The sequence below is a fragment of the Streptomyces sp. NPDC048650 genome (genome assembly GCF_043199095.1).
GTDB lineage: Bacteria > Actinomycetota > Actinomycetes > Streptomycetales > Streptomycetaceae > Streptomyces.
Window position 1 is genome coordinate 368628 of record NZ_JBICVM010000001.1, and the last position, 19962, is coordinate 388589.

General features: G+C 70.8%; 22 protein-coding genes and 3 pseudogenes. 9 read left to right on the top strand and 16 right to left on the bottom strand.

All coding sequences use genetic code 11. From position 1 onward, the window contains the following. Positions 1-116 precede the first annotated feature (116 nt). Complete coding sequence (locus ACGFML_RS01700; RefSeq protein WP_393538837.1) at positions 117-1544, bottom strand: PLP-dependent aminotransferase family protein; 1428 nt, start codon at positions 1542-1544, stop codon at positions 117-119. Positions 1545-1590: 46 nt separating this feature from the next. Between ACGFML_RS01700 and ACGFML_RS01705 the strand changes: the two genes are divergently transcribed. After that, positions 1591-2088 (top strand): carboxymuconolactone decarboxylase family protein, encoded by a 498-nt coding sequence (locus ACGFML_RS01705; RefSeq protein WP_393538839.1) that lies wholly within the window; start codon positions 1591-1593, stop codon positions 2086-2088. A 42-nt stretch (positions 2089-2130) separates the two neighbouring features. Here the strand turns inward: ACGFML_RS01705 and ACGFML_RS01710 are convergent, their stop codons facing one another. The 3 genes from ACGFML_RS01710 to ACGFML_RS01720 are packed head-to-tail and all read right to left on the bottom strand — an operon-like array spanning position 2131 to position 3845. Beyond that, positions 2131-2865: an isocitrate lyase/phosphoenolpyruvate mutase family protein gene (locus ACGFML_RS01710; RefSeq protein ID WP_393538841.1), complete on the bottom strand. Its 735-nt coding sequence runs from the start codon at positions 2863-2865 to the stop codon at positions 2131-2133. Beyond that, positions 2862-3299, bottom strand: coding sequence for a carboxymuconolactone decarboxylase family protein (locus tag ACGFML_RS01715; protein WP_393540353.1), 438 nt, complete (start codon positions 3297-3299; stop codon positions 2862-2864). The genes ACGFML_RS01710 and ACGFML_RS01715 overlap by 4 nt, the downstream gene beginning before the upstream one ends. Before the next feature lie 54 nt (positions 3300-3353). Continuing rightward, positions 3354-3845: a carboxymuconolactone decarboxylase family protein gene (locus ACGFML_RS01720; RefSeq protein ID WP_393538843.1), complete on the bottom strand. Its 492-nt coding sequence runs from the start codon at positions 3843-3845 to the stop codon at positions 3354-3356. A 47-nt stretch (positions 3846-3892) separates the two neighbouring features. Between ACGFML_RS01720 and ACGFML_RS01725 the strand changes: the two genes are divergently transcribed. Next, positions 3893-5488, top strand: coding sequence for a PLP-dependent aminotransferase family protein (locus ACGFML_RS01725; protein ID WP_393538845.1), 1596 nt, complete (start codon positions 3893-3895; stop codon positions 5486-5488). Here ACGFML_RS01725 and ACGFML_RS01730 read toward each other — a convergent pair. Beyond that, on the bottom strand, positions 5485-5739 hold the full coding sequence (locus ACGFML_RS01730; RefSeq protein ID WP_393538847.1) for a GntR family transcriptional regulator: 255 nt from the start codon (positions 5737-5739) through the stop codon (positions 5485-5487). The two genes, ACGFML_RS01725 and ACGFML_RS01730, sit on opposite strands and share 4 nt — an antisense overlap. A gap of 336 nt (positions 5740-6075) precedes the next feature. Here ACGFML_RS01730 and ACGFML_RS01735 point away from each other — a divergent pair, with 336 nt between their 5' ends. Further along, the gene (locus ACGFML_RS01735; protein WP_393538849.1) at positions 6076-6402 is read left to right on the top strand and encodes a hypothetical protein; all 327 of its coding nucleotides are present in this window, start codon (positions 6076-6078) and stop codon (positions 6400-6402) included. Here ACGFML_RS01735 and ACGFML_RS01740 read toward each other — a convergent pair. From ACGFML_RS01740 to ACGFML_RS01755, 4 genes and pseudogenes are all read right to left on the bottom strand, one after another. Next, positions 6391-6564, bottom strand: a complete 174-nt coding sequence (locus ACGFML_RS01740; RefSeq protein WP_393538851.1) for a hypothetical protein — start codon at positions 6562-6564, stop codon at positions 6391-6393. The genes ACGFML_RS01735 and ACGFML_RS01740 overlap by 12 nt on opposite strands. 13 nt (positions 6565-6577) lie before the next feature. After that, complete coding sequence (locus tag ACGFML_RS01745) at positions 6578-7060, bottom strand: hypothetical protein (protein ID WP_393538853.1); 483 nt, start codon at positions 7058-7060, stop codon at positions 6578-6580. 331 nt (positions 7061-7391) lie between these two features. Further along, a complete protein-coding gene (locus tag ACGFML_RS01750) occupies positions 7392-7661 on the bottom strand; it encodes a CPCC family cysteine-rich protein (RefSeq protein WP_393538855.1) in 270 nt (89 codons plus the stop codon). Between the two features lie 368 nt (positions 7662-8029). After that, positions 8030-8182, bottom strand: a pseudogene (locus ACGFML_RS01755) (RHS repeat-associated core domain-containing protein); the annotation flags it as partial. Positions 8183-8187: 5 nt separating this feature from the next. Here ACGFML_RS01755 and ACGFML_RS01760 point away from each other — a divergent pair. Beyond that, positions 8188-8370: pseudogene (locus ACGFML_RS01760) on the top strand (RHS repeat-associated core domain-containing protein); the annotation flags it as partial. Here ACGFML_RS01760 and ACGFML_RS01765 read toward each other — a convergent pair. The 4 genes from ACGFML_RS01765 to ACGFML_RS01780 all read right to left on the bottom strand — a co-directional run bounded on the left by ACGFML_RS01765 (position 8305) and on the right by ACGFML_RS01780 (position 11300). After that, positions 8305-8643: a hypothetical protein gene (locus tag ACGFML_RS01765; protein WP_393538857.1), complete on the bottom strand. Its 339-nt coding sequence runs from the start codon at positions 8641-8643 to the stop codon at positions 8305-8307. The pseudogene ACGFML_RS01760 and the gene ACGFML_RS01765 overlap by 66 nt on opposite strands. A 646-nt stretch (positions 8644-9289) precedes the next feature. Then, positions 9290-9919 (bottom strand): hypothetical protein, encoded by a 630-nt coding sequence (locus ACGFML_RS01770; RefSeq protein WP_393538859.1) that lies wholly within the window; start codon positions 9917-9919, stop codon positions 9290-9292. Positions 9920-9922: 3 nt separating this feature from the next. After that, the gene (locus ACGFML_RS01775) at positions 9923-10357 is read right to left on the bottom strand and encodes an SUKH-3 domain-containing protein (protein WP_393538861.1); all 435 of its coding nucleotides are present in this window, start codon (positions 10355-10357) and stop codon (positions 9923-9925) included. Between the two features lie 43 nt (positions 10358-10400). After that, a complete protein-coding gene (locus tag ACGFML_RS01780) occupies positions 10401-11300 on the bottom strand; it encodes a hypothetical protein (protein WP_393538863.1) in 900 nt (299 codons plus the stop codon). Between the two features lie 135 nt (positions 11301-11435). On the opposite strand from ACGFML_RS01780, the gene ACGFML_RS01785 reads away from it, so the two are divergent. Together ACGFML_RS01785 and ACGFML_RS01790 are read left to right on the top strand one after the other, a co-directional pair. Then, the gene (locus tag ACGFML_RS01785; protein ID WP_393538864.1) at positions 11436-11852 is read left to right on the top strand and encodes a hypothetical protein; all 417 of its coding nucleotides are present in this window, start codon (positions 11436-11438) and stop codon (positions 11850-11852) included. 6 nt (positions 11853-11858) lie between these two features. Then, positions 11859-13049 carry a glutathionylspermidine synthase family protein gene (locus tag ACGFML_RS01790; RefSeq protein ID WP_393538866.1) on the top strand — a complete coding sequence of 397 codons (1191 nt, stop codon included), beginning with the start codon at positions 11859-11861 and terminating at the stop codon, positions 13047-13049. Positions 13050-13084: 35 nt separating this feature from the next. On the opposite strand, the gene rocD is transcribed toward ACGFML_RS01790, so the two are convergent. Next, positions 13085-14296 (bottom strand): ornithine--oxo-acid transaminase, encoded by a 1212-nt coding sequence (gene rocD / locus ACGFML_RS01795; RefSeq protein WP_393538868.1) that lies wholly within the window; start codon positions 14294-14296, stop codon positions 13085-13087. Between the two features lie 255 nt (positions 14297-14551). Here rocD and glyA point away from each other — a divergent pair, with 255 nt between their 5' ends. Beyond that, positions 14552-15838: a serine hydroxymethyltransferase gene (glyA, locus tag ACGFML_RS01800; protein ID WP_393538870.1), complete on the top strand. Its 1287-nt coding sequence runs from the start codon at positions 14552-14554 to the stop codon at positions 15836-15838. A gap of 47 nt (positions 15839-15885) precedes the next feature. Here the strand turns inward: glyA and ACGFML_RS01805 are convergent. Continuing rightward, positions 15886-17124 (bottom strand): annotated as a pseudogene (locus ACGFML_RS01805) (cytochrome P450). Between the two features lie 199 nt (positions 17125-17323). Between ACGFML_RS01805 and trpS the strand changes: the two are divergent. Together trpS and ACGFML_RS01815 are read left to right on the top strand one after the other, a co-directional pair. Next, positions 17324-18334 (top strand): tryptophan--tRNA ligase, encoded by a 1011-nt coding sequence (gene trpS, locus ACGFML_RS01810; RefSeq protein WP_393540355.1) that lies wholly within the window; start codon positions 17324-17326, stop codon positions 18332-18334. Between the two features lie 220 nt (positions 18335-18554). Beyond that, on the top strand, positions 18555-19136 hold the full coding sequence (locus ACGFML_RS01815) for a 2'-5' RNA ligase family protein (protein ID WP_393538872.1): 582 nt from the start codon (positions 18555-18557) through the stop codon (positions 19134-19136). 19 nt (positions 19137-19155) lie between these two features. Here the strand turns inward: ACGFML_RS01815 and ACGFML_RS01820 are convergent, their stop codons facing one another. Next, entirely contained in the window at positions 19156-19911 is a 756-nt protein-coding gene (locus tag ACGFML_RS01820) for a decaprenylphospho-beta-D-erythro-pentofuranosid-2-ulose 2-reductase (protein WP_393538874.1), read from the bottom strand. Positions 19912-19962 lie beyond the last annotated feature (51 nt).

Consider the following 19962-nt stretch of genomic DNA (forward strand, 5'->3'; position numbering starts at 1 on the left):
GACGTCGACCCACGCCCCCGGCTCACCTTCGAGCCGGGGGCGTGGGTCGCTTCGCGCGGAGGCCCACCGGGCGACTCCCCTGCCGCAGACGTGCCGACGGCGGGAGGCCGCACCCGTCAGCCCGCCGGCGGCAGCGCCCGGCACAGCGCCTCCAGAGCGCCCGGGAAGGCGTGGTCGGAGGGCGCCGCGTACCCGACGACCAGGCCGTGGCGAGGCGGCATCGTGGCGGCCGGGTGGCGGTAGTCGGAGAGGCCGTCCAGGGCCAGGCCCTGCCAGTGGGCGGCGCGCAGGGCGGCGCGTTCGCCCGACGCCCCCGTGCCGTCCGGGAGTTGGAGGACGGCGTGCAGTCCGGCGGCGATGCCGGTGACGGCCAGCTGCGGGGCGTGTGCGGCCACCGCTTCGACGAGTTGGTCGCGGCGCCGGCGGTAGCGCCGCCGCATCCGGCGGATGTGGCGGTCGTAGGAGCCGGAGGCGAGGAAGTCGGCGAGGGTCAGCTGGTCGGTGGCGCCGGTCCATGCCTCGCGTTCGCCCTTGACCGCGAGTACGGGGTCCACCAGGCGGTCGGGCAGGACCATCCAGCCCAGGCGCAGGGCGGGGGACAGGCTCTTGCTGACGGAGCCGAGATGGATGACGTGGTCCGGGTCGAGGCCCTGGAGGGCGCCGACCGGTTGGCGGTCGTAGCGGAACTCGCCGTCGTAGTCGTCCTCCAGGACGTAACCACCCTCGGCGCGAGCCCGGTTGACGACGTCGGCGCGCCGGTCCGGGTGGAGCGGGACGCCGGTGGGGAACTGGTGGGCGGGGGTCAGCAGGACGTTGTGCCGCTGCCGGAGCCCGGCCAGGCAGGCGGTGTCGGCGCCCTGTTGGTCGACGGGGAGGGGATGGGTGCGGACGCCGGCGGTGGTCAGCAGGGCGCGGTGGAAGGGGAGGCCGTACGACTCGACGGCGAGCGGGTCGGGGAGCACGGCGGGGAAGAGGAGCCGCAGGGCGTGGGCGAAGCCGGAGCAGATGACGATGCGGTCCGGGTCGGTACGGACGCCTCGGGTGCGGGCCAGGTAGTCGGTGAGGGCGCGGCGCAGTTCCGGGCGGCCGCGGGGGTCGCCGGGGCCGAAGGCGTCGTGCGGCGCGGCGGCCAGGGCGCGGCGGGCCGCGGCCAGCCAGGCCGTGCGGGGGAAGGACGTGGCGTCCGGCTGCCCCTGGAGCAGGTTGTGGGCGGGCCGGCCCGCGGGGGCCCGGTGCGCGGCGGGGCGGGCCGGGGCGAGCGGCTCGGCGCGGTGCGCGACGCGGGTGCCGGAGCCCTGCCGGGCGGTGAGCCAGCCCTCGGCGACGAGTTCGGCGTAGGCGTCGGCGACGGTGTTGCGGGCGATGCCGAGGTCGGCGGCGAGCGAGCGGTAGGGCGGCAGCCGGGTGCCGGGGCCGAGGCGGCCGGTCCGTACGGCCTCCCGGAGCGCACGGATGAGGACGGCGCGGCGACTGCCGGGGCCGGTGAGCTCCAGATGGAGATCGGTACCCAACCTCTCCGCAAGATTGACCCATGATTCCGGCATGGGAATGCACCCTATAGCCGGTCGCCCGAGCTCCTAGATTCGAGACATGACGAACAGCGCAGAGCACAGCGGCAACAGCGACGAGAACACCACCAAGGCCCCCCGGGTCGAGTTCGCCAAGGCGGCGCCCAAGGCGTTCAAGGCGCTCATCGGCCTCGACGCCGCCGCCCGCGAGGGCCTGGACCCGGCCCTCGTCGAACTGGTCCAGATCCGCTCCTCACAGCTCAACAAGTGTGCGTACTGCCTCCATATGCACACCACGGACGCCCGGAAGGCCGGCGAGAGCGAGGAGCGGCTGCACATGGTCGCCGTCTGGGAGGAGGCGGCGCACTTCTTCACGGCGAAGGAGCGGGCGGCGCTGGCGCTCACCGAGGCCGTGACGCGGGTGGCGGACGGCGGGGTGCCGGACGCGGTGTACGAGCGGGCCGCTCGGCACTTCGAGGACGGCGAACTGGCGCAGCTGCTGGCGCTGATCTTCACGATCAACACCTGGAACCGGATCGCCATCAGCACGGCGAAGGTTCCGGGAACCGACGAGCGGTGAGCCGGGGCCGGGGGCGGCGGCCCGCCCCCGGGGCCCGGTGGTTCAGCTCCGCCCGCGCGACTCCTCCCGGAGCCGCGCGGCCGTCTCCGCCAGGGACGCCATCGCCCGACGCTGGAGCCCGGGGCCGAAGGTGACGCGGGAGGCGCCCAGGGCGCCCAGCTCGCGGGGAGTCGGGCCGTCCGGGGTGACCACGGCATTGACCGGCACGCCGACGGCGCCGGCGATCTCGGCCAGCGACGACGGCGGGGCGAGGATCGGGTACACGCAGTCGGCACCGGCCTCCGCGTACAGCAGGCCGCGCGAGATCGCCTCCTCCGGGTCCTCGACGCCCCGCAGGAACGTATCGATCCGGGCGTTGATCACCAGTGCCTCGCCCGCCTCGGCGCGTACCCGGGCCAGCCGGTCCGCCTGCGCCGCGGGTTCGTACAGCACACCGGTGACGGGGTCGCTGTCCTCCAGGTTGCAGCCCACCGCCCCGGCGTCCGCGAGGCGGCCCACCAACTCCTTCGCGGACAGCCCGTACCCGGCCTCCACATCCGCCGACACGGGCACCTCCACCGCCCGCACGATCCGGGCGACGGCCGCGAACATCTCGTCCGCCGGGGTGCTCCCGTCCTCGTAACCGAGGGCGGCCGCGATGCCCGCGCTGGGCGTGGCGAGGGCCTCGAACCCGGCGTCGGCGAACACCTTCGCGCTGCCCGCGTCCCATGGCCCCGGGAGGATCAGGGGCAGGTCGGGGCCGTGGTGCAGGGCGCGAAGCGTCTCGGCGGCGGTCACAGCTCCACCCCCGGAGGCTGGCGGATGGCGACATTGACCCGGTTCCAGTTGTTGATCGCGACGATCACCGCGATGAGGTGGGCCAGTTCGCGCTCGTCGAAGTGCGCGGCGGCCCGGTCGTAGACCGCGTCCGGCACGAACCCCTCGGTGAGCAGGGTGACGGCCTCGGTGAGCGCGAGGGCCGCCCGCTCCCGCTCGGAGTAGAGCGCGCCCGCCTCCTCCCAGGCCGTCAGCAGATCGATTCGCTGCTGCGGCACGCCCGCCTCGCGCAGGTTCTTGACGTGCATATCGATGCAGAACGCACACCGGTTGAGCTGCGAGGCGCGCAGGACGACCAGCTCGCTCAGGACCGGATCGCCCAGTCCCTTCTTGGCGGCCATCGTCAGCCGCAGCTGGGCCTCGTAGAACGCCTGCTGCCGGCCCCAGAACTTCATACGGTGGGTGTGGATGCGGTCGGCCATGTGGCCGGTCATACGGTCGGTCATCGGTCAGCCCTGCCCCGGTGCCTTGCGCGTCGTCACGGCGAAGCGGTTCCAGGCGTTGATGGTGGTGATCGCGGCGATCAGCTGGGCGAGTTCGTCGTCGTCGAAATGCGCGGCGGCCCGGTCGTAGACCGCGTCGGGAACGAATCCCTCGGTGAGGACGGTGATCGCCTCGGTAAGGGCGAGCGCCGCCTGCTCCTTCTCCGTGTAGAAGCCGGCCGCCTCCTCCCAGGCGGCGAGCAGAGCGATCCGTTCCTCACTCTCCCCGGCCTTCCGCGCCTCCGCGATGTGCATGTCCAGGCAGAACGCGCAGTGGTTGATCTGCGACGAACGGATCCTGACCAGCTCGACCAGCACCGGGTCCAGCCCCCGCTTCGCCGCCGCGTCCAGCGCGATCATCGCCTTGAACACCTCGGGCGCATGCTGCGCCCAGAGCATCCGGGGGCCGTGTTCGTGTCCGTGTTCGCGGGTCTCGTTCTTGGCTGTCTCTGTCGTCATGGCTATGACGCTACGGCGTCAGTGGCGCAGGAGTATGGTCCATTTCCATGGGTGATTCGTGGGCCAATTCGAAGGACAATCCAGGGCCGGACCAGGGGACCCGTCCGGCGACTGCCCCGTCGGCCGACTCATGGCCCGCTCTCGGGCGTGACCTGCACCTGGACCTCACCGGCCCCGGCGGGCTGCGGGCCGCCCTGATGCGCGCGCTGCGCGAGGCCGTACGGAGCGGGCGGCTGGCCCCCGGCACTCGTCTGCCGTCCTCCCGCTCCCTCGCCGCCGACCTCGGCATCGCACGGAACACGGTCGCCGACGCCTACGCCGAGCTGGTCGCCGAGGGCTGGCTCAGCGCCCGCCAGGGCTCCGGCACCCGCGTCGCCGAGCGGACCCTGCCACGCGCCACGCCCGCGGCCCGCCGCACCCCCGGCCGCACGTCCCGGCAGCCCGACCGGCCCCGCTTCGACCTCACCCCCGGCACCCCCGACGTCTCCTCCTTCCCCCGCACCGCCTGGCTGGCCGCCGCCCGCCGCGCCCTGACCGCCGCCCCCAACGAGGCTTTCGACTACGGCCCCCCGAACGGCCGCCCCGAACTGCGCACCGTCCTCGCCGACTACCTGGCCCGCGCCCGCGGCGTACGCGCCGACCCGGACCGGATCGTCGTCTGCTCCGGCTTCATGCAGGGCCTGGGCCTGCTCAGCCGTGCGCTACGGGGGGAGGGCGGGGGGCCGGCGGGATGGCCGGACCCGGGGCGGACCGACCCGGGACGGCCGGATCCCGCAGGATCGGGTGCGGGCCGCTCCGGCGAAGTCTGGCGACAAGGCGACGGCCAGATCGCCGTCGAGTCCTACGGCCTCCCCTTCCACCGCAACGTCATCACCCGCGCCGGCCTGCGCGCCGTACCCCTCACCGTCGACGAACACGGCGCGCAGACCAGCGAGTTGGCCTCCCTCGACGACGTGCGCGCGGCCCTGCTCACCCCCGCCCACCAGTTCCCCACCGGCGTCCCGCTGCACCCCGACCGCCGCGCCGCCGCCGTCAACTGGGCGCGCTCCACCGGGGGTTACATCCTGGAGGACGACTACGACGGCGAACTCCGCTACGACCGCCAGCCGGTCGGCGCCCTCCAGGGCCTGGACCCCGACCACGTCGTCTACCTGGGCACCGCCAGCAAGAGCCTCGCCCCCGCCCTGCGACTGGCCTGGATGGTCGTCCCGGACCGCCTCGTCGACCGCGTCCTCGCCGTCAAACGCTCCGGCGAATGGCAGTCCGGCATGCTCGACCAGCTCACCCTCGCCGAATTCCTCTCCTCCGGCGCGTACGACCGCCACCTCCGCGGCATGCGCCTGCGCTACCGCCGCCGCCGCGACCAGCTCGTGGCCGCCCTCGCCGAACGTGCCCCCCACGTCCACGTCTCCGGCATCGCCGCCGGCCTGCACGCGATCCTCGAACTCCCACCCGGCACCGAACAGTCCATCCTCCAGGCCGCCCACTGGCAGGGCCTCGCCCTGCACGGCCTGAGCGGTTTCATGGACCCGGCCGTAGCGGCGGCGCCCCGCGACGCCCTGGTCGTGGCGTACGGGAGGCCACCGGACCATGCGTTCGCGGGGGTGCTGGAGGCGCTGGTGAGTGTGTTGCCGGAGGCTTAGCCGTTAGCGGCCTCGTCGGGCCGCTCAGCGACGAACGATCCCAGGCCCACCTCGGCCCTGACCAGACCCTCTGCCTTGAGGTGGGCCAACGCCTTCTGGGCCGTTGACGCGGCGATACCGAACTCGGCGGACAACTCGACCACGCTGGGGACCCGGGCACCCACGGGGTACGTCCCGTCAGCGATACGCGTGGCAATCGCCTCCGCCACCTGCCGCCAGATTGGCCGTGTGCGGTCAAGATCGAGACTCATGCAGTTGACGCTAGAACTCCGCCGTATACCGCGCGACCGCGGTAGACTGCGGTAGACCGAGCGCGTCCGGCCGAGGAAATCGTCCCGGGGTGCCGCTGACGCTGATTGGAGCGCCCACATGCGAAGCCTGTTAGAACTCGTGGCGAACCTGCTCTTCCCTGCACACGGGAAGCACCGCGCAGACACGACACCGACAGCGCCCCTGCCCACTCGTGCGGAGCCCGCCGCCGTGCGGAGGCTCATCGTTCGGCCTTGGCGGCCCGTGGCCGAGATCTTCGACGGAGACGCAACGGCAGTCGTCCGTCCGTACGTCCTCGCCATGGAAGGAGCCGGCTGGTGACCGGCCTTCGTCGCCTCCCGTGGGACGGCCCGGACGGCAAACCCGCCTACCTCTCCACGGACGACCGCCGATCCCTGCTGTCCCGTCTCGCAGACGAGGTGGAACAGGAACAGCTCGACACCGCACGGACCGTCGTCAGGCTCGTCCGCGAACTGCTGGCCGACACGAGGCCCGCGACCCCGGACGACGTGCGCTTCGCGGCGCTCAGGCAGAACGAGTGCCTGACGGACTTGCTGCGGGTCGCCGAAGCCCGGGGCACGAGCGCTCCGCCCCAACCAGACGACTTCGCACCACCTGCTACTGGCGCCCCGTCACCGTCCTAGATCCCGTACGAACGACACCCGATCCAGCTCCGGCCCGTCGTAATCCCGGTGCACCGGAGCGCCGTTGTCGTCGACGTGGTCGCCCGGCTCCGGCCGGAATCCCATGCGGGTGTGGCACGCATGGGAGTTGAGGTTCGCAGGGCTGGCTTGCCTATGCGTCATGCGGGGATGGCGGTCAGTGGCCTCTTCTCCGTGCCTTCCCGAGAAGTGCCTTCACCGCGTCCTCGATGAGGTCGTGGAGCCTCGACAAGCGCCCCTCCACGGTATCGCGTACCGACAGCCACAGGACCAGGCGCCGCATCCACCATGGCAACTGCCGCTGGGGGATGAACGTGAGCGTGTCTCTGATGGCATCTTCGGCCACACCGCCGAGCCCTTGCGCGCGCATCGCGGCATAAATCCCTGGGCTGAGCGTGGTGTACAGGCGGGCCATGTCGCCCGCGGCCACGAATCCCAGCTGGCGCACCTTGGGATCCGTTGAGCGCATCGCGCGTTCTACCTGGGGCGCGAGCACGGCGACGTCCTCGCCGTGCAGCACCATTCCGATGACGGCTGTGCCCACATGCCGCTCGCCTCGGTCGAAGGCGGCGTCGATCTTGGCTGGATCACGGATGTCGATCACCCCGCCACCGGTCTCCCAGTCCGGCTCATTCGGCACCGTCGGCTCCTCTCTCCGCATGGTTAGTCACAGGGCGGAGACAACACCCGCTGCAGAGGGCGACTCGCCGCCGGGGTGCCGTCGCAGCATCGCGCCCATCACCGCGCCTCCGGCCAGGTTGAGCGGATCTCGAGCGGACCCGACACCCTGGTCGCCCCCTTCCTGGCAGGTATGAAGGAACAGTGGCATTTATAGGCCGGGCGGATGTCGAGATGGTGGGGACGCTGCTCCGTAAGGCCGGCTGATTTTGCTCCGGCGGCTCCATCCCTCGCCATTTTCACCGAAGGCACTCAGCGCACGAGGCTACAAGAATGTCTGGTCCAGCCTGATTTCAGTTAGGGAACTCCTCCGGGAGGGGAGACCTCGCCCGGAGGCGCTCTCTTTCCTCTCCAGCACCGAACCTCGCATAATTATTTCGAGCTTCGGTCAATGAGACACGATTGGGGCCGCCAATGTGCTCATCCGCGTCACGGTCGTCCTGCCCGTCGTCCTCCCATCTACAGACTGGGCAAATTTCGTAGAACGCCCGGTGTTCGAGTGTGAGGAATCCGCAGCAAGGGCAAGCGACCTTGCCTGTCGGGGGTTCTTGAGTAGCGTCCACTATAGTTCCTTCAGATTTTCTAGCAGCGATAATTACAGCACCTCGGTGCCCGTAGCTCGTTCGTCCCAGTACCTCCTTGCATTTGCGTTTGTCGACTTTCCGTTGCGGTCGAGCGAGCTATCGAAGAAAGTGATGATCTTCCCTGTGTCGCGACTCTTCGTTCCGAATTCATTACTTGATGGATCCCATCGATATACCTTTTTGTTGATTATGTCATCCTTTTCCCGCACGCCTTCTCCCCGCGGCCCATGCATGAAGTCGCGAGCGGATTCTGCGTAATCTTCTTCAGTGTAGTAACCCAAATCGCGGCCGTGGCGATCAAAGTGATCAGTCAGGCTCGGTTGGCTAGTCCAAGCCTTCTTTGGGCAATCTTCGTCTGGTGCGAGTCCAAGGGAGTCGGTCCAGGTGTGCGGATTGGGGACGTACGCGACCGGGTTGGGCGCGGGTTTGAGGCCCAGCGGGTCGGGGGTCAGGTAACGGGCGGTTTCGGGGTCATACGTGCGAAAGAAGTTGTGGTGGAGTTGGCCTACGGTTCCCGGGGCAGTACTTCGACGTCGAGACCGGCCTGCACTACAACTACTTCCGGCATTATGATCCAGAGGCAGCTCGGTACCTGTCGCCGGATCCATTGGGACTTGAACCCTCACCCGACCCGGCCGCATACGTAACGAATCCGCACATCGTCGCGGACCCGCTGGGACTCAGCCCTTACTCGCCAGACGGCAAAAACACCGGCGAGAAGGAAGAAGGAAACTACGTCTATCGAAATCTTCGGCCAGACGAGGATCCTCGCAACGGCATTGTTGCAAAGAATCCAGATGCCACCTACAAGCCAGCGGGTCACGTAATTCATGGCAGCAAGCCGAACTGGAGATCCCAGTTCATCTCGACGACCAGAAGCAAGGAGGTTGCGCTCGGTGAACAGTGGACAACCGGGCGAGTGGTCAAGATTGATCTGGACCGCCACCCCGGTGGAATTCATGATCTCTCCGACGATGCGGGGCGGGCGGCGAATGATATCCGTGGTGTCACCGCAATCAACCGGACCAGGGCTTCACAGGAGGTACTCTTGACCGGACATGTGCCTCCGGAGGCAATTTCTTGGGTAGTGGGAGGACCTGAATGATGGATAGTGTTGTAGCGGGATTGGCTTCGTCATGGGAGCGGTTCGATGTATCGCTGCGGATGCGTCGAGGCTTCGATGAGGCGGCGTTCAGTCAGTTGAAAGACGCTTTGACACAGTGTGCCGAGTCATGGGCGTCCAGCGATAGCATTCCACGCCTCGCTGTAAGCATTCTGGTCGATGTATTCCCGGCGACGGAAGGTAATTCGCCTCTGTATGGTGAGTCCGAGGCCGCCAGGATTATGGACGCCGCGTACGAACTTCAGGAACTGGTCACAGAATGCGTCGCAGTTGAGGAAGGGGAACTTGGGTAGCACCGGCACGCGTCCGGGGTTGCTTCCCATCTGCGCCTCTCCGGCCCGTTTCCAGTGGTCAATTGGCATGTGGCCGGGCCGTCGAGTGCGGCGGTCCGACCGCGTGCGAATCGGGTGACGCGAACGCCCCCATCTGGCGGCACCTCCCGAGGGCTTCCCCCCCCGCCTCGCTAGGCCCGTTCCCGCTGGCCTTAGCCGCAGAGTGCGGCGCTGAGGATCCGCTCGGCCGCGGCGTCGGCCTTTGGTGTCGTGGTGACGTTCCTACTGAGCGCGAGGGTGACCTGCCGTCTGGCGTCAGCCGTGATGAAAATGCCCTTCACCGCTTCACGCGTCCCCTCGGTGAAGTCCTGGAACCGCAGCAGGCGTCCCTCCACGGTGTCGCGTACCGACAGCCACAGGGTCAGACGCCGCATCCGCCATGGCAATTGCCGTAGGGGGATGAATGTCAGCGTGTCCCTGATGGCGTCTTCAGCCACACCACCTAGCCCTTCCGCGCGCATCGCGGCATAAATCCCAGGACTGAGCGTGGTGTACAGCCGGGCCATATCACCTGCCGGCGCGAACCCCAGCTGGCGCACATAGGGATCCAGTGAGCGCATGGCGCGTTCCACCGGGGTGCGACAACGGCGGCGTCCTCGCCGTGCAGCACCATTCCGATGACGACTTTCCCCACACGATGCTCTCCCCCAGTCGAAGACCGCGTCGATCTCGGCCGGATCACGGATATGGATCACCCCGTCACCGGTCTCCCAATTCGGCTCATTCGGCACGCCGGTTTCCTTCTCTATTTGGTTAGTCTGCTCAGAAGCCTTGAAAATCACCTGTCAACCAATTGCCGAAGGCTTCATATTCATTGGCCCGATATAAAATGCGCCAGTGTGATGAATGTAGTAGAAGCCGCCGTCATCGGCCAGGGTGAAGATGCTTCCTTCCGGTAGATCGTAGCCGACCCGGAATAGGCTCTTGCCGATTTCCTCGGAAAGCTCGGCGATCTCCTCGAAGTCTCCCTCGTAGCCGCCGGTTGGATTGGTGATGAACTTCTCATCCGGATCGCGCGAGTGTCTGAGGTGAAGTAGTCCGTAAGTGTGAACAAATCGCTCTGCCGTGTCCGAAGGGGCTACCGGGAAACCCTCCGCAGCCGATTCCGCTACGGCGTCATCAATAAATTCACGAGCCTTATCGCTGATATCCCTGTCCGGGCTCCATCCGTTCGCGGAAAGCCATTGAAGAATTTCTTCCCTCCGTAATTCAGGAATCATGGCGGATCTCATCATTCAGTGTGGACGGATATGTCGGGCGCCCTCAGGGGTCCTCGACCGGCCTCGTCCTCCGACCCTCCCGTTCGTCCGCCGGACGCGGCTCGCTCGAGGCCTCCGCCGGCGCCTCCCCGAACCGGGCCAGCGCCAGCGCGCCCGCCACCGCCAGCACGAAACCGGCCACCGCCAGCGGCGCCAGTCCCGCCCGGGTGCGGTCGCCCAGCCAGGCCACGCCGACCAGTGCCGGGCCGACGGTCTCGCCGATCACCATGCCGGCCGTGGCGGTGGTGACCGAGCCGCGCTGGAAGGCGGTGGTCAGCAGGAGGAAGGCCGCACCGCCGCCGATCAGCAGGGCGTAGACCGCGGGGTTGGTGAGCAGGGCGGACGGCGCGAAGTCGTCGACGAGGCGGACGGCCACCTCCACCACCCCGAAGCCGAACCCCGCCCCCAGCCCGAGCACCGCCGCCCGCGCCCGGTCCGGCAGCCGGCCGGCCAGCGCGCCGCAGGCGAGCACGGCGAGCGCGAAGACCAGCACCGCGATGCGCAGGACCGGGCCGCCCCGCAGGTGGCCCTCCTCGCCGGAGGCGAGCCCCAGCAGCGCCAGGCCGCCGCAGACCGCACCTACCGCGCCCCACTCGGCCCGGCTGAGCCGGGTGTGCAGCACCGGCGCCGCGACCACCGCCGTCACCGCGAGGGTGGCCGCGAGCGCCGCCCCCACCGCGTAGATCGGCAGCGCCCGCAGCGCCACCAGCTCCAGTGCGAAACCCAGCCCGTCCAGGACGAGTCCGAGCAGGTAGCGCCACTGGGTCAGCACCCGCAGCAGCAGTCGGGGGTCCACGCCGGAGCCGGTGCCCGGCGCGGTGGCCCGGGCCGCGACGGCCTGGAGCACGGAGGCGGTACCGAAACACACGGCCGAGGCGAGTGCACAGATCATCCCGAGGACCATGAACCGACTGTAGGGGGAGGAGTCGGAAACGGAGCGGGGCCAGCATGGTGAGCCAGGAGGCGCCGCCCTAGGCTGGCCCCCGTTCGGCGTTCACAGACACGTCCGGCCGGCGGTCGGCGACGGGGGAGACACATCATGGCGGAGAAGGCACGCCGGCGGCTGCGGTCGAGCACGGTGATCCTGGGCGGAATGGGCGCGCTGGCCGCCGCCCTGACGTCCTGCGGCTCGGAGCCCGACAAGCGCTGCGTGGACCGCAACAGCTACGACGTCGTCAAGGGCTACCGCGTCGTGGACGCCAAGAACTGCTCCGGCGGCGGATCGAGCAGCGGCAGCGGCAGCGGCACCAGCGGCACCACGGCCGGCGGCTACGGCAAGGGCGGCCGCGGCGGCGGACTCGGCAAGCAGTCCGCGGACAGCCAGTGGTACTACGGGCCGGACAAGACCGGTGGGCGGTTCGCCGACAACGGCACCTTCAGCAAGAGCCAGGCCGTCGACCGGGGCGGCTTCGGCTGCTCGGGCGGCGGGCACTCGCACGGCCGCTACGGCGGCTGAGCGGGCATGGAGCGTCACACCCTCACCCCCCGCCCCGGCTGGCAGCAGACCGTCGAGGAGCAGGGCCTGATCTACCCCCTCACCCGCTACCCGGACGACTCGCTGCGCCCGTACTGGGACGAGAGCGCCTACTACTCCTTCTCGCTGCCGGAGGTCGAGGCGCTGGAGGAGGTCGTCGAGGAACTGCACGCGATGTGCCTGACCGCGGCCGCGCACATCGTGCGCGAGAAGCGGTTCGCCGACCTCGGCATCGACGACCCGCGGCTCGCCTCGCTGGTCGCCGAGTCCTGGCGGCGGCGGGACGAACTCCCTTCCCTGTACGGGCGGTTCGACCTCCACTACGACGGCAGCGGGCCGGCCAGGATGCTGGAGTACAACGCCGACACCCCGACCTCGCTGGTCGAGGCGGCCAGTCCGCAGTGGTTCTGGATGGAGGAGCGCTTCCCCGGCGCCGACCAGTGGAACTCGCTGCACGAGCGGCTGGTGGCGGCCTGGAAGCGGCAGGCGGCGCTGCTGCCGCCGGGCGCGCCGCTGCACTTCGCGCACTCGGCGGGCGACGAACTCGGCGAGGACCTGATGACCGTCGCCTACCTGGAGGAGACGGCGCAGCAGGCCGGCCTGGAGACCGTCGCGCTCTCCATGGAGGACATCGGCTGGGACCGCCTCTCGGGCCGCTTCGTCGACCAGCGACTTCGGTTCATCCGGGCCTGCTTCAAGCTCTACCCGTGGGAGTGGCTGGCCACCGACGGCTTCGGCCCGCACGTCCTGGACACCCTCGACAACGGCGGCGGGACCGGCTCCACCCTGTGGATCGAGCCCGCCTGGAAGATGCTGCTGTCCAACAAGGCGTTGCTGGCGGTGTTGTGGGAGCTCTTCCCCGGACACCCGAATCTGCTGCCCGCCTATCTCGACGGTCCGCGGGAACTGGCGCGGACCCGGGGGTACGCGACCAAGCCGCTGCTCGGCCGGGAGGGCGACGGCGTCACGCTGCACGAGCCCGGCGCGGAGCCGGTGCTGCGGGGTCCCGACGACCCCTGCTGCTACCAGGAGCTGGCGCCGCTGCCGGACTTCGACGGAAACCGGGTGGTGCTCGGCGCCTGGGTGGTCGAGGACGAGGCGGCGGGGCTGGGGATCCGCGAGTCGGCCGGACCCGTCACCGACGAGTACGCGCGGTTCGTACCGCATGTGATCCGTTAGGCCGGCGAGCCGATCGGTCCGCCGGCGCGCCAGGGCTACGTCCGCAGCACGTCGCGCAGCCGGTCCAGGCCCCAGTCCAGGTCCGCCCGGCTGATCGTCAGCGGTGGCGCGATCCGGATCGTGGCGCCGTGCGTGTCCTTGACCAGCACTCCCTGTGTCAGCAGCCGCTCCGCCACCTGCCGGCCGGTGCCGCGCGACGGGTTGATGTCGATGCCTGCCCACAGCCCGCGCCCGCGCACCGCGTCCACCGCGTCACCGGCCGCCAGCGGGTCCAGCTCGGCGTGCAGATGCTCCCCCAACTCCGTTGCCCGCGCCTGGAATTCACCGGTCCGCAGGATCGCGATGACCTCCAGTGCCACCGCGCACGCCAGCGGGTTGCCGCCGAACGTCGACCCGTGCTCGCCCGGCGCGAAGACGCCCAGCACCTCGCGCGAGGACACCACCGCCGACACCGGCACCACGCCGCCGCCCAGCGCCTTGCCCAGGACGTACACGTCGGGGACGACGCCCTCGTGCTCGCAGGCGAAGGTCCTGCCCGTACGGCCCAGCCCGGACTGGATCTCGTCGGCGACGAACAGCACACGACGGCAATGGGTCAGCTCGCGCACGCCCGCCAGATAGCCCGGCGGCGGCACCACCACACCCGCCTCACCCTGGACCGGCTCCAGCAGGACGGCGACGGTGTCGTCGTCGAGGGCCGCGTCCAGGGCGGCGAGATCGCCGTACGGGACGATCTCGAAGCCGGGGGTGTACGGGCCGAACCCGGCGCGGGCCTCCGCGTCCGTGGAGAAGGAGACGATGGTGGTGGTCCGGCCGTGGAAGTTGCCCTCCGCCACGATGATCTTCGCCCGGCCGTCCGGGACGCCCTTCACCCGGTAGCCCCACTTGCGGGCCGCCTTCACCGCCGTCTCGACCGCCTCGGCGCCGGTGTTCATCGGCAGCACCAGCTCCATCCCGCACAGGTCGGCCAGCTGCGTGCAGAAGGCGCCGAACCGGTCGTGGTGGAACGCGCGGGAGGTGAGGGTGACCCGCTCCAGCTGGGCGGCGGCCGCATCCAGGAGCCGGCGGTTGCCATGGCCGAAATTCAGCGCCGAATAGCCGGCGAGCAGATCCAGGTAGCGCCGCCCCGCCACATCCGTCACCCAGGCACCCTCGGCCGTGGCCACGACGATCGGCAGCGGGTGGTAGTTGTGTGCGCTGTGGGCTTCGGCGGCGGCGATGGCGCGTGCCGTGTCCGTGGAGGTCACCGGGGACTCCGTTCGGTCGGGCCGGGCGCCGGTGCCCGATCCGATCCGATCCGCACGCGGCGCCCCTTCCATTGTCACGCGCGCCGAGGGCACACCCCTTAAGCTGTGCGGTGCACACCGCGACTGGCGTACGGGGAATCGACCCCGAGGGAGCGGCGAGCGGCCGCATCGCCGGCCCCTCACGAGGTGTCGCCCCGCCTGGGCACCCCGGGACCCGACCGGATCACCGATCGCACGCCCCGGAGGACGCACCTCATGACCCTGCCCCCTTCCCGTCCGCACCTCAGCGCCACCGACCCCGAACTGGCTGCGCTCGTCGGCGCCGAGGAGCGGCTCCAGGCCGACACCCTGCGCCTGATCCCCAGCGAGAACTACGTGTCGGCCGCCGTCCTGGAGGCCACCGGCACGGTCCTGCAGAACAAGTACAGCGAGGGGTACCCGGGCCGTCGCTACTACGAAGGCCAGCAGAACATCGACCGCGTCGAGACACTGGCCGTCGAGCGGGCCAAGGCGATCTTCGGCGTCGAGCACGCCAACGTCCAGCCGTACTCCGGCTCGCCCGCCAACCTCGCCGCCTATCTGGCCTTCGCCCGCCCCGGCGAGACCGTGCTCGGCATGGCACTGCCGATGGGCGGCCACCTCACCCACGGCTGGGGCGTCTCGGCGACCGGCACCTGGTTCCACGGCGTGCAGTACGGCGTCCGGTCCACCGCGGCCCCGGAGACCGACGGACGCATCGACTTCGACGAGGTGCGCGACCTCGCCCGCAAGGAACGCCCGAAGATCATTTTCTGTGGCGGCACGGCCGTCCCGCGCACCATCGACTTCGCCGCCTTCGGCGAGATCGCCCGCGAGGTCGGCGCCGTCCTCGTCGCCGACGTCGCGCACATCGCCGGCCTGATCGCCGGCGGCGCGCACCCCTCGCCCGTACCGCACGCGGACGTCATCTCCACCACCACCCACAAGACGCTGCGCGGCCCCCGCGGCGCCCTGCTGATGTCCCGCGCCGAGCACGCCAAGGCCATCGACAAGGCCGTCTTCCCCGGTCTCCAGGGCGGCCCGCACAACCACACCACCGCCGCCATCGCGGTCGCCCTGCGCGAGGCGGGCGCGCCCGCCTTCCGGGACTACGCGCACGCCGTCGTCGCCAACGCCAAGGCGCTCGCCGAGGCGCTGCTGGCGCGCGGCTTCGACCTGGTCTCCGGCGGCACGGACAACCACCTCGTCCTGATCGACCTGACGTCCAAGGACGTGCCCGGCAAGGTCGCCGCCAAGGCCCTCGACCGCGCCGGGATCGTCGTCAACTACAACACCGTCCCCTTCGACCCCCGCAAGCCCTTCGACCCCTCGGGCATCCGGATCGGCACCCCCTCGCTCACTTCCCGGGGACTGGGCACGGACCGGATGCCGCAGGTCGCCGCGTGGATCGACCGGGGTGTGGCGGCCGCGCGGAACGGCGACGAGAGCGCCCTGGCGGCCGTCCGCGGCGAGGTCGCCGAGCTGATGGCCGGCTACCCGGCACCGGGCCTGCCGACGGAATGACGCCCGCCGCCCGGGCCCCCGGCCGGCCGTCGCCCCCCGGGCCGCGGTCAGCCGGTGAGCCGGACCGGCAGGACGTGCGTGCTGTTGCCGATGAAGCTTCGGTGCGCCGGCAGCTCCGCGTCCGGGACGGCGAGGTCCAGCGCCGGATGGCGGGCGAAGAGCGCCTCCAGGGCGAGGGCCGCCTCCAGCCGGGCCAGCGGCGCGCCCAGGCAGTAGTGCGGCCCGTGGCCGAAGGACAGGTGCCGGGCGCCGGGCCGGCGGGTGACGTCGAACCGGTCCGCGTCGGGGCCGTACGCATCCGGGTCCCGGCCGGCCGCGGAGTAGGAGGCCGGCACCGGCGTGCCGCGCGGTACGAGCGTGCCGCCGATCTCCAGGTCCCGGACCGGGTAGCGGAACGGGAAGTGGGCCACCGGGCTGTCGTACCGCAGCGTCTTCTCGACCACGGCCAGCACCAGCTCCAGCTGCTCGAGGCCGGTGCACAGCGCCCGTACCGCGTTGGTGATCAGGTTGAGCATGGTCTCGTGCCCGGCGACGATCATCAGCAGCAGGGTGCCGACCAGCTCCCGCGTGCTCAGCCGGTCGCCGTCCTCCTCCTGCGCGGCGAGCAGCGCGCTGGTCAGATCGTCACCGGGAGCCGCCCGCCGCGCCTCGACGACCTCGCTCAGCTCGGCGACGATCTCGCGGTCGGCGGCCTGCCCCCCCGTCCGCCGCGGCGGTCGTGCTCACGATCAGGTTCGACAGCTCGTGCAGCCGGTCGCGCAGCCCCGGATCCACGCCCAGCAGTTCACAGATCACGCTCATCGGGAGCGGGTGGGCGAAGTGCCGGCGCAGATCCACCGTGCCATCGGCCGCCGCGGCGGCCGGCAGGCCGTCCAGCAGCGCCTCCGTCAGCTCCGCCACCCCCGAGGCCGCAGCGCCGCCCCCCGCCGCCCGGTGAGCACCTTGGTCACCAGGCCGCGCGGCCGCCGGTGGTCCGCCCCGTCGGCCGTGGTCATGCCGTCGACCGTGGCGAAGGTGGTGAGCGGCCGGCCGGGCGGCACGGTGCCGTCGTCGAGGGCCGTGAAGTGGCGGGCGTTCTTGGCGACTTCGGGGTGCGCCAGGACCTCGCGCAGGACGGCGTGCCGGGTGACGGCGACCGCGTCCACCTCCCCGGGCAGCAGTACGGGCACCACCGCCCCGGCCTCCCTCAGCAGCGCATCGGCCGCGGCCCGGCCCGCTCCGCCGGGGGCGACGATCCGGGGCGGCGCGGGGCCGCGCGGTGCGGGCCACGACCGTGGGACCACGATTCCAGCTCCGCGCCGCCCCCGACAGGGCGCCACCGCCGCGGAGTCGGGCTCCGTGCCGTGACGGGCGCGTGCTGCCCGGCGCCGCCACCGCTCCCGCCGCACCTCGCGCCGGGCAGCACGCGCGACCTGAGACAATCGGGCCATGGCTCTCGATCGCCCGCCCGTCGCCCACCACGACCCTCAGGGGAATGGCTCCGCCATGCAGCGTCCTCCGCGTGTGCTCTCCGGAATTCAGCCCACCGCCGGCTCCTTCCACCTCGGCAACTACCTCGGCGCGGTGCGCCAGTGGGTCGCCCTCCAGGAGTCCCACGACGCCTTCTACATGGTCGTCGACCTGCATGCGATCACCGTGCCGCAGGACCCGGCGGAGCTGCGCCGCAACACCCGCGTCGCCGTCGCCCAGCTGCTGGCCGCCGGTCTCGATCCGGAGCGCTGCACGCTCTTCGTACAGAGCCATGTACCCGAGCACGCCCAGCTCGCCTGGGTCATGAACTGCGTCACCGGCTTCGGCGAGGCGTCCCGGATGACCCAGTTCAAGGACAAGTCGGCGAAGCAGGGCCAGGACCGCACGACGGTCGGCCTGTTCACCTACCCGGTGCTGATGGTCGCCGACATCCTGCTCTACCAGGCGGACCAGGTCCCGGTCGGCGAGGACCAGCGCCAGCACCTGGAGCTGACCCGCGATCTGGCGGACCGCTTCAACACCCGCTTCGGTGACACCTTCACGATCCCGAACCCGTACATCGTCAAGGAGACGGCGAAGATCTTCGATCTTCAGGACCCGTCGATCAAGATGAGCAAGTCGGCCTCCTCGCCCAAGGGCATCATCGATCTCCTCGACGACCCCAAGGCGACCGCGAAGAAGGTCAAGAGCGCCGTGACGGACACCGACACCGTCATCCGCTTCGACCGCGAGTCCAAGCCCGGCGTCAGCAACCTCCTGACGATCCTCTCCACGCTCACCGGCACCTCCGTGCCGGACCTGGAGCGGTCCTACGAGGGCAAGATGTACGGCGCTCTCAAGACCGACCTCGCCGGGGTGATGGTCGATTTCGTCACACCGTTCCGGGACCGCACCCAGGAATATCTGGACGACCCCGAGACGTTGGACGCGATCTTGGCCAAGGGCGCGGAGAAGGCCCGTTCGGTGGCGGCCGAGACCCTCGCCACCACCTATGACCGGCTCGGATTCCTCCCGGCCAAGCACTGAGCGGACGGCCCGCGAGGCCGGTCACGACCGGCATCGCGGGCGGCCCGGGGCCCGGTCCCCCCGAGCCGGGGGCCGAAGTGCCCGCCGGTAACAGGACCGAGGTCGCGCCCCGCAGAGGGCGTGTACCCGGCACACTGATAGCCGGTGCGTGAGAGCGTGCCGCTTTGGGATGTGACGCTCCGGACGTGGGGAGCGTGTGGACTTCAGGAGGGAGAACGCCGTGGGGCCCGTAACGCTGGGCGTTTCGATCGCGGTCCCGGAGCCTTACGGAAGCTTCCTCCAAAGGAGGCGCGAAGGCTTCGGGGACCCCGCCGCACACGGCATCCCCAGCCATATCACCCTCCTGCCGCCGACAGTGGTCGCCGCGGAGGCCCTGCCCGCCATCGAGGCCCACCTCGCCGAGGTCGCCGCCACCTTCCGGCCCTTCCCGCTCCGCCTGGAGGGCACGGACACCTTCCGCCCGCTGTCGCCGGTCGTCTTCGTGAAGGTCGTCGAGGGCGTGGCGGGCTGCACGGCCCTCCAGGCCCGGGTCCGCGCCCCCGCCGGCCCGTGCGCCCGCGAGCTGGCGTTTCCGTACCACCCGCACGTCACCGTCGCGCACGGCATCGACGACGAGGCGATGGACCGCGCCCACGCCGAGCTCACGGACTTCTCCGCCACCTGGACGATCGACGGCTTCGCGCTCTACCAACAGGGCGCGGACGCGGTGTGGCGGCTGGAGCGGGAATACCCTTTCGGCCCGCAGACGGCGGGCGTACCCCGCCAGGCGAACCTCTCCCGGCCCCCGGCGCCCGCCTCCTAGGGCCCGGGCCCGCTGGGCCTCACAGCGGCAGCCTGCGGAACACCGCCCGGGGAACGTGCCGCAGCACCGACATCACATAGCGCAGCGCCCGCGGCACCCATACGGTCCCGGCGCGGCGGCGCAGCCCCCGCTCGACCGCCTCGGCGACGGCCTCCGGAGTGGTCGCCAGGGGAGTGGCGGCCAGGCCGGCGGTCATCCGGGTGTGGACGAACCCCGGCCGGACGACCATCACGTGCACGCCGGTCCCGTGGAGGGAGTCGCCGAGCCCCTGGGCGAGGGCGTCCAGCCCCGCCTTGCTCGATCCGTAGACGAAGTTCGACCGCCGGGGCCGTTCGGCGGCCACCGAGGACAGCACGACCAGCGAGCCGTGCCCCTGGCGGCGCAGTGCGCGGGCGCAGATCAGGGCGGCGGAGAGGGCGCCGGTGTAGTTCGTCCGGGCGACCCGGACGGCGTGTGCCGGCTCCCGCTCGTCGCGCGCCTGGTCACCGAGGACACCGAAGGCGAGCAGCACCGTGTCGATGTCTCCCTCGGCGAAGATCTTGTCGAGGATCTCCTCGTGACGGTCGGTCTCCAGCGCGTCGAACGCGTCCGTGCGCACCTCGGCGCCGCGGGTACGCAGCCGCCGCGCGGCCTCCTCCAGCGCGGCGGACGGACGGCCGGCGAGCCGGATGGTCCGGGTGCGCCGGCCGGCCAGGCGCTCGGCGGTGGCCAGCGCGATCCCGGAAGTGCCGCCGAGGACGAGCAGCGACTGGGGGAGGCCGAAAGCGTCTTTCATGGTGGGCCCTTCGGTGAGTGAGCTGCGCAGAGGTGGGCTGAGGTGCAGGGA

Bases quoted from the DNA above. Each gene is read 5' to 3' on its own strand.
- ACGFML_RS01820 (WP_393538874.1), bottom strand. From the start codon at position 19,911: ATGAAAGACGCTTTCGGCCTCCCCCAGTCGCTGCTCGTCCTCGGCGGC.
- trpS (WP_393540355.1), top strand. From the start codon at position 17,324: ATGCAGCGTCCTCCGCGTGTGCTCTCCGGAATTCAGCCCACCGCCGGC.
- ACGFML_RS01775 (WP_393538861.1), bottom strand. From the start codon at position 10,357: ATGATTCCTGAATTACGGAGGGAAGAAATTCTTCAATGGCTTTCCGCG.
- ACGFML_RS01785 (WP_393538864.1), top strand. From the start codon at position 11,436: ATGGCGGAGAAGGCACGCCGGCGGCTGCGGTCGAGCACGGTGATCCTG.
- ACGFML_RS01765 (WP_393538857.1), bottom strand. From the start codon at position 8,643: ATGAATTCCACCGGGGTGGCGGTCCAGATCAATCTTGACCACTCGCCC.
- ACGFML_RS01715 (WP_393540353.1), bottom strand. From the start codon at position 3,299: ATGAAGTTCTGGGGCCGGCAGCAGGCGTTCTACGAGGCCCAGCTGCGG.
- ACGFML_RS01700 (WP_393538837.1), bottom strand. From the start codon at position 1,544: ATGCCGGAATCATGGGTCAATCTTGCGGAGAGGTTGGGTACCGATCTC.
- ACGFML_RS01780 (WP_393538863.1), bottom strand. From the start codon at position 11,300: ATGGTCCTCGGGATGATCTGTGCACTCGCCTCGGCCGTGTGTTTCGGT.
- ACGFML_RS01720 (WP_393538843.1), bottom strand. From the start codon at position 3,845: ATGACGACAGAGACAGCCAAGAACGAGACCCGCGAACACGGACACGAA.
- ACGFML_RS01730 (WP_393538847.1), bottom strand. From the start codon at position 5,739: ATGAGTCTCGATCTTGACCGCACACGGCCAATCTGGCGGCAGGTGGCG.
- ACGFML_RS01740 (WP_393538851.1), bottom strand. From the start codon at position 6,564: ATGACGCATAGGCAAGCCAGCCCTGCGAACCTCAACTCCCATGCGTGC.
- ACGFML_RS01790 (WP_393538866.1), top strand. From the start codon at position 11,859: ATGGAGCGTCACACCCTCACCCCCCGCCCCGGCTGGCAGCAGACCGTC.
- glyA (WP_393538870.1), top strand. From the start codon at position 14,552: ATGACCCTGCCCCCTTCCCGTCCGCACCTCAGCGCCACCGACCCCGAA.
- ACGFML_RS01725 (WP_393538845.1), top strand. From the start codon at position 3,893: ATGGGTGATTCGTGGGCCAATTCGAAGGACAATCCAGGGCCGGACCAG.
- ACGFML_RS01705 (WP_393538839.1), top strand. From the start codon at position 1,591: ATGACGAACAGCGCAGAGCACAGCGGCAACAGCGACGAGAACACCACC.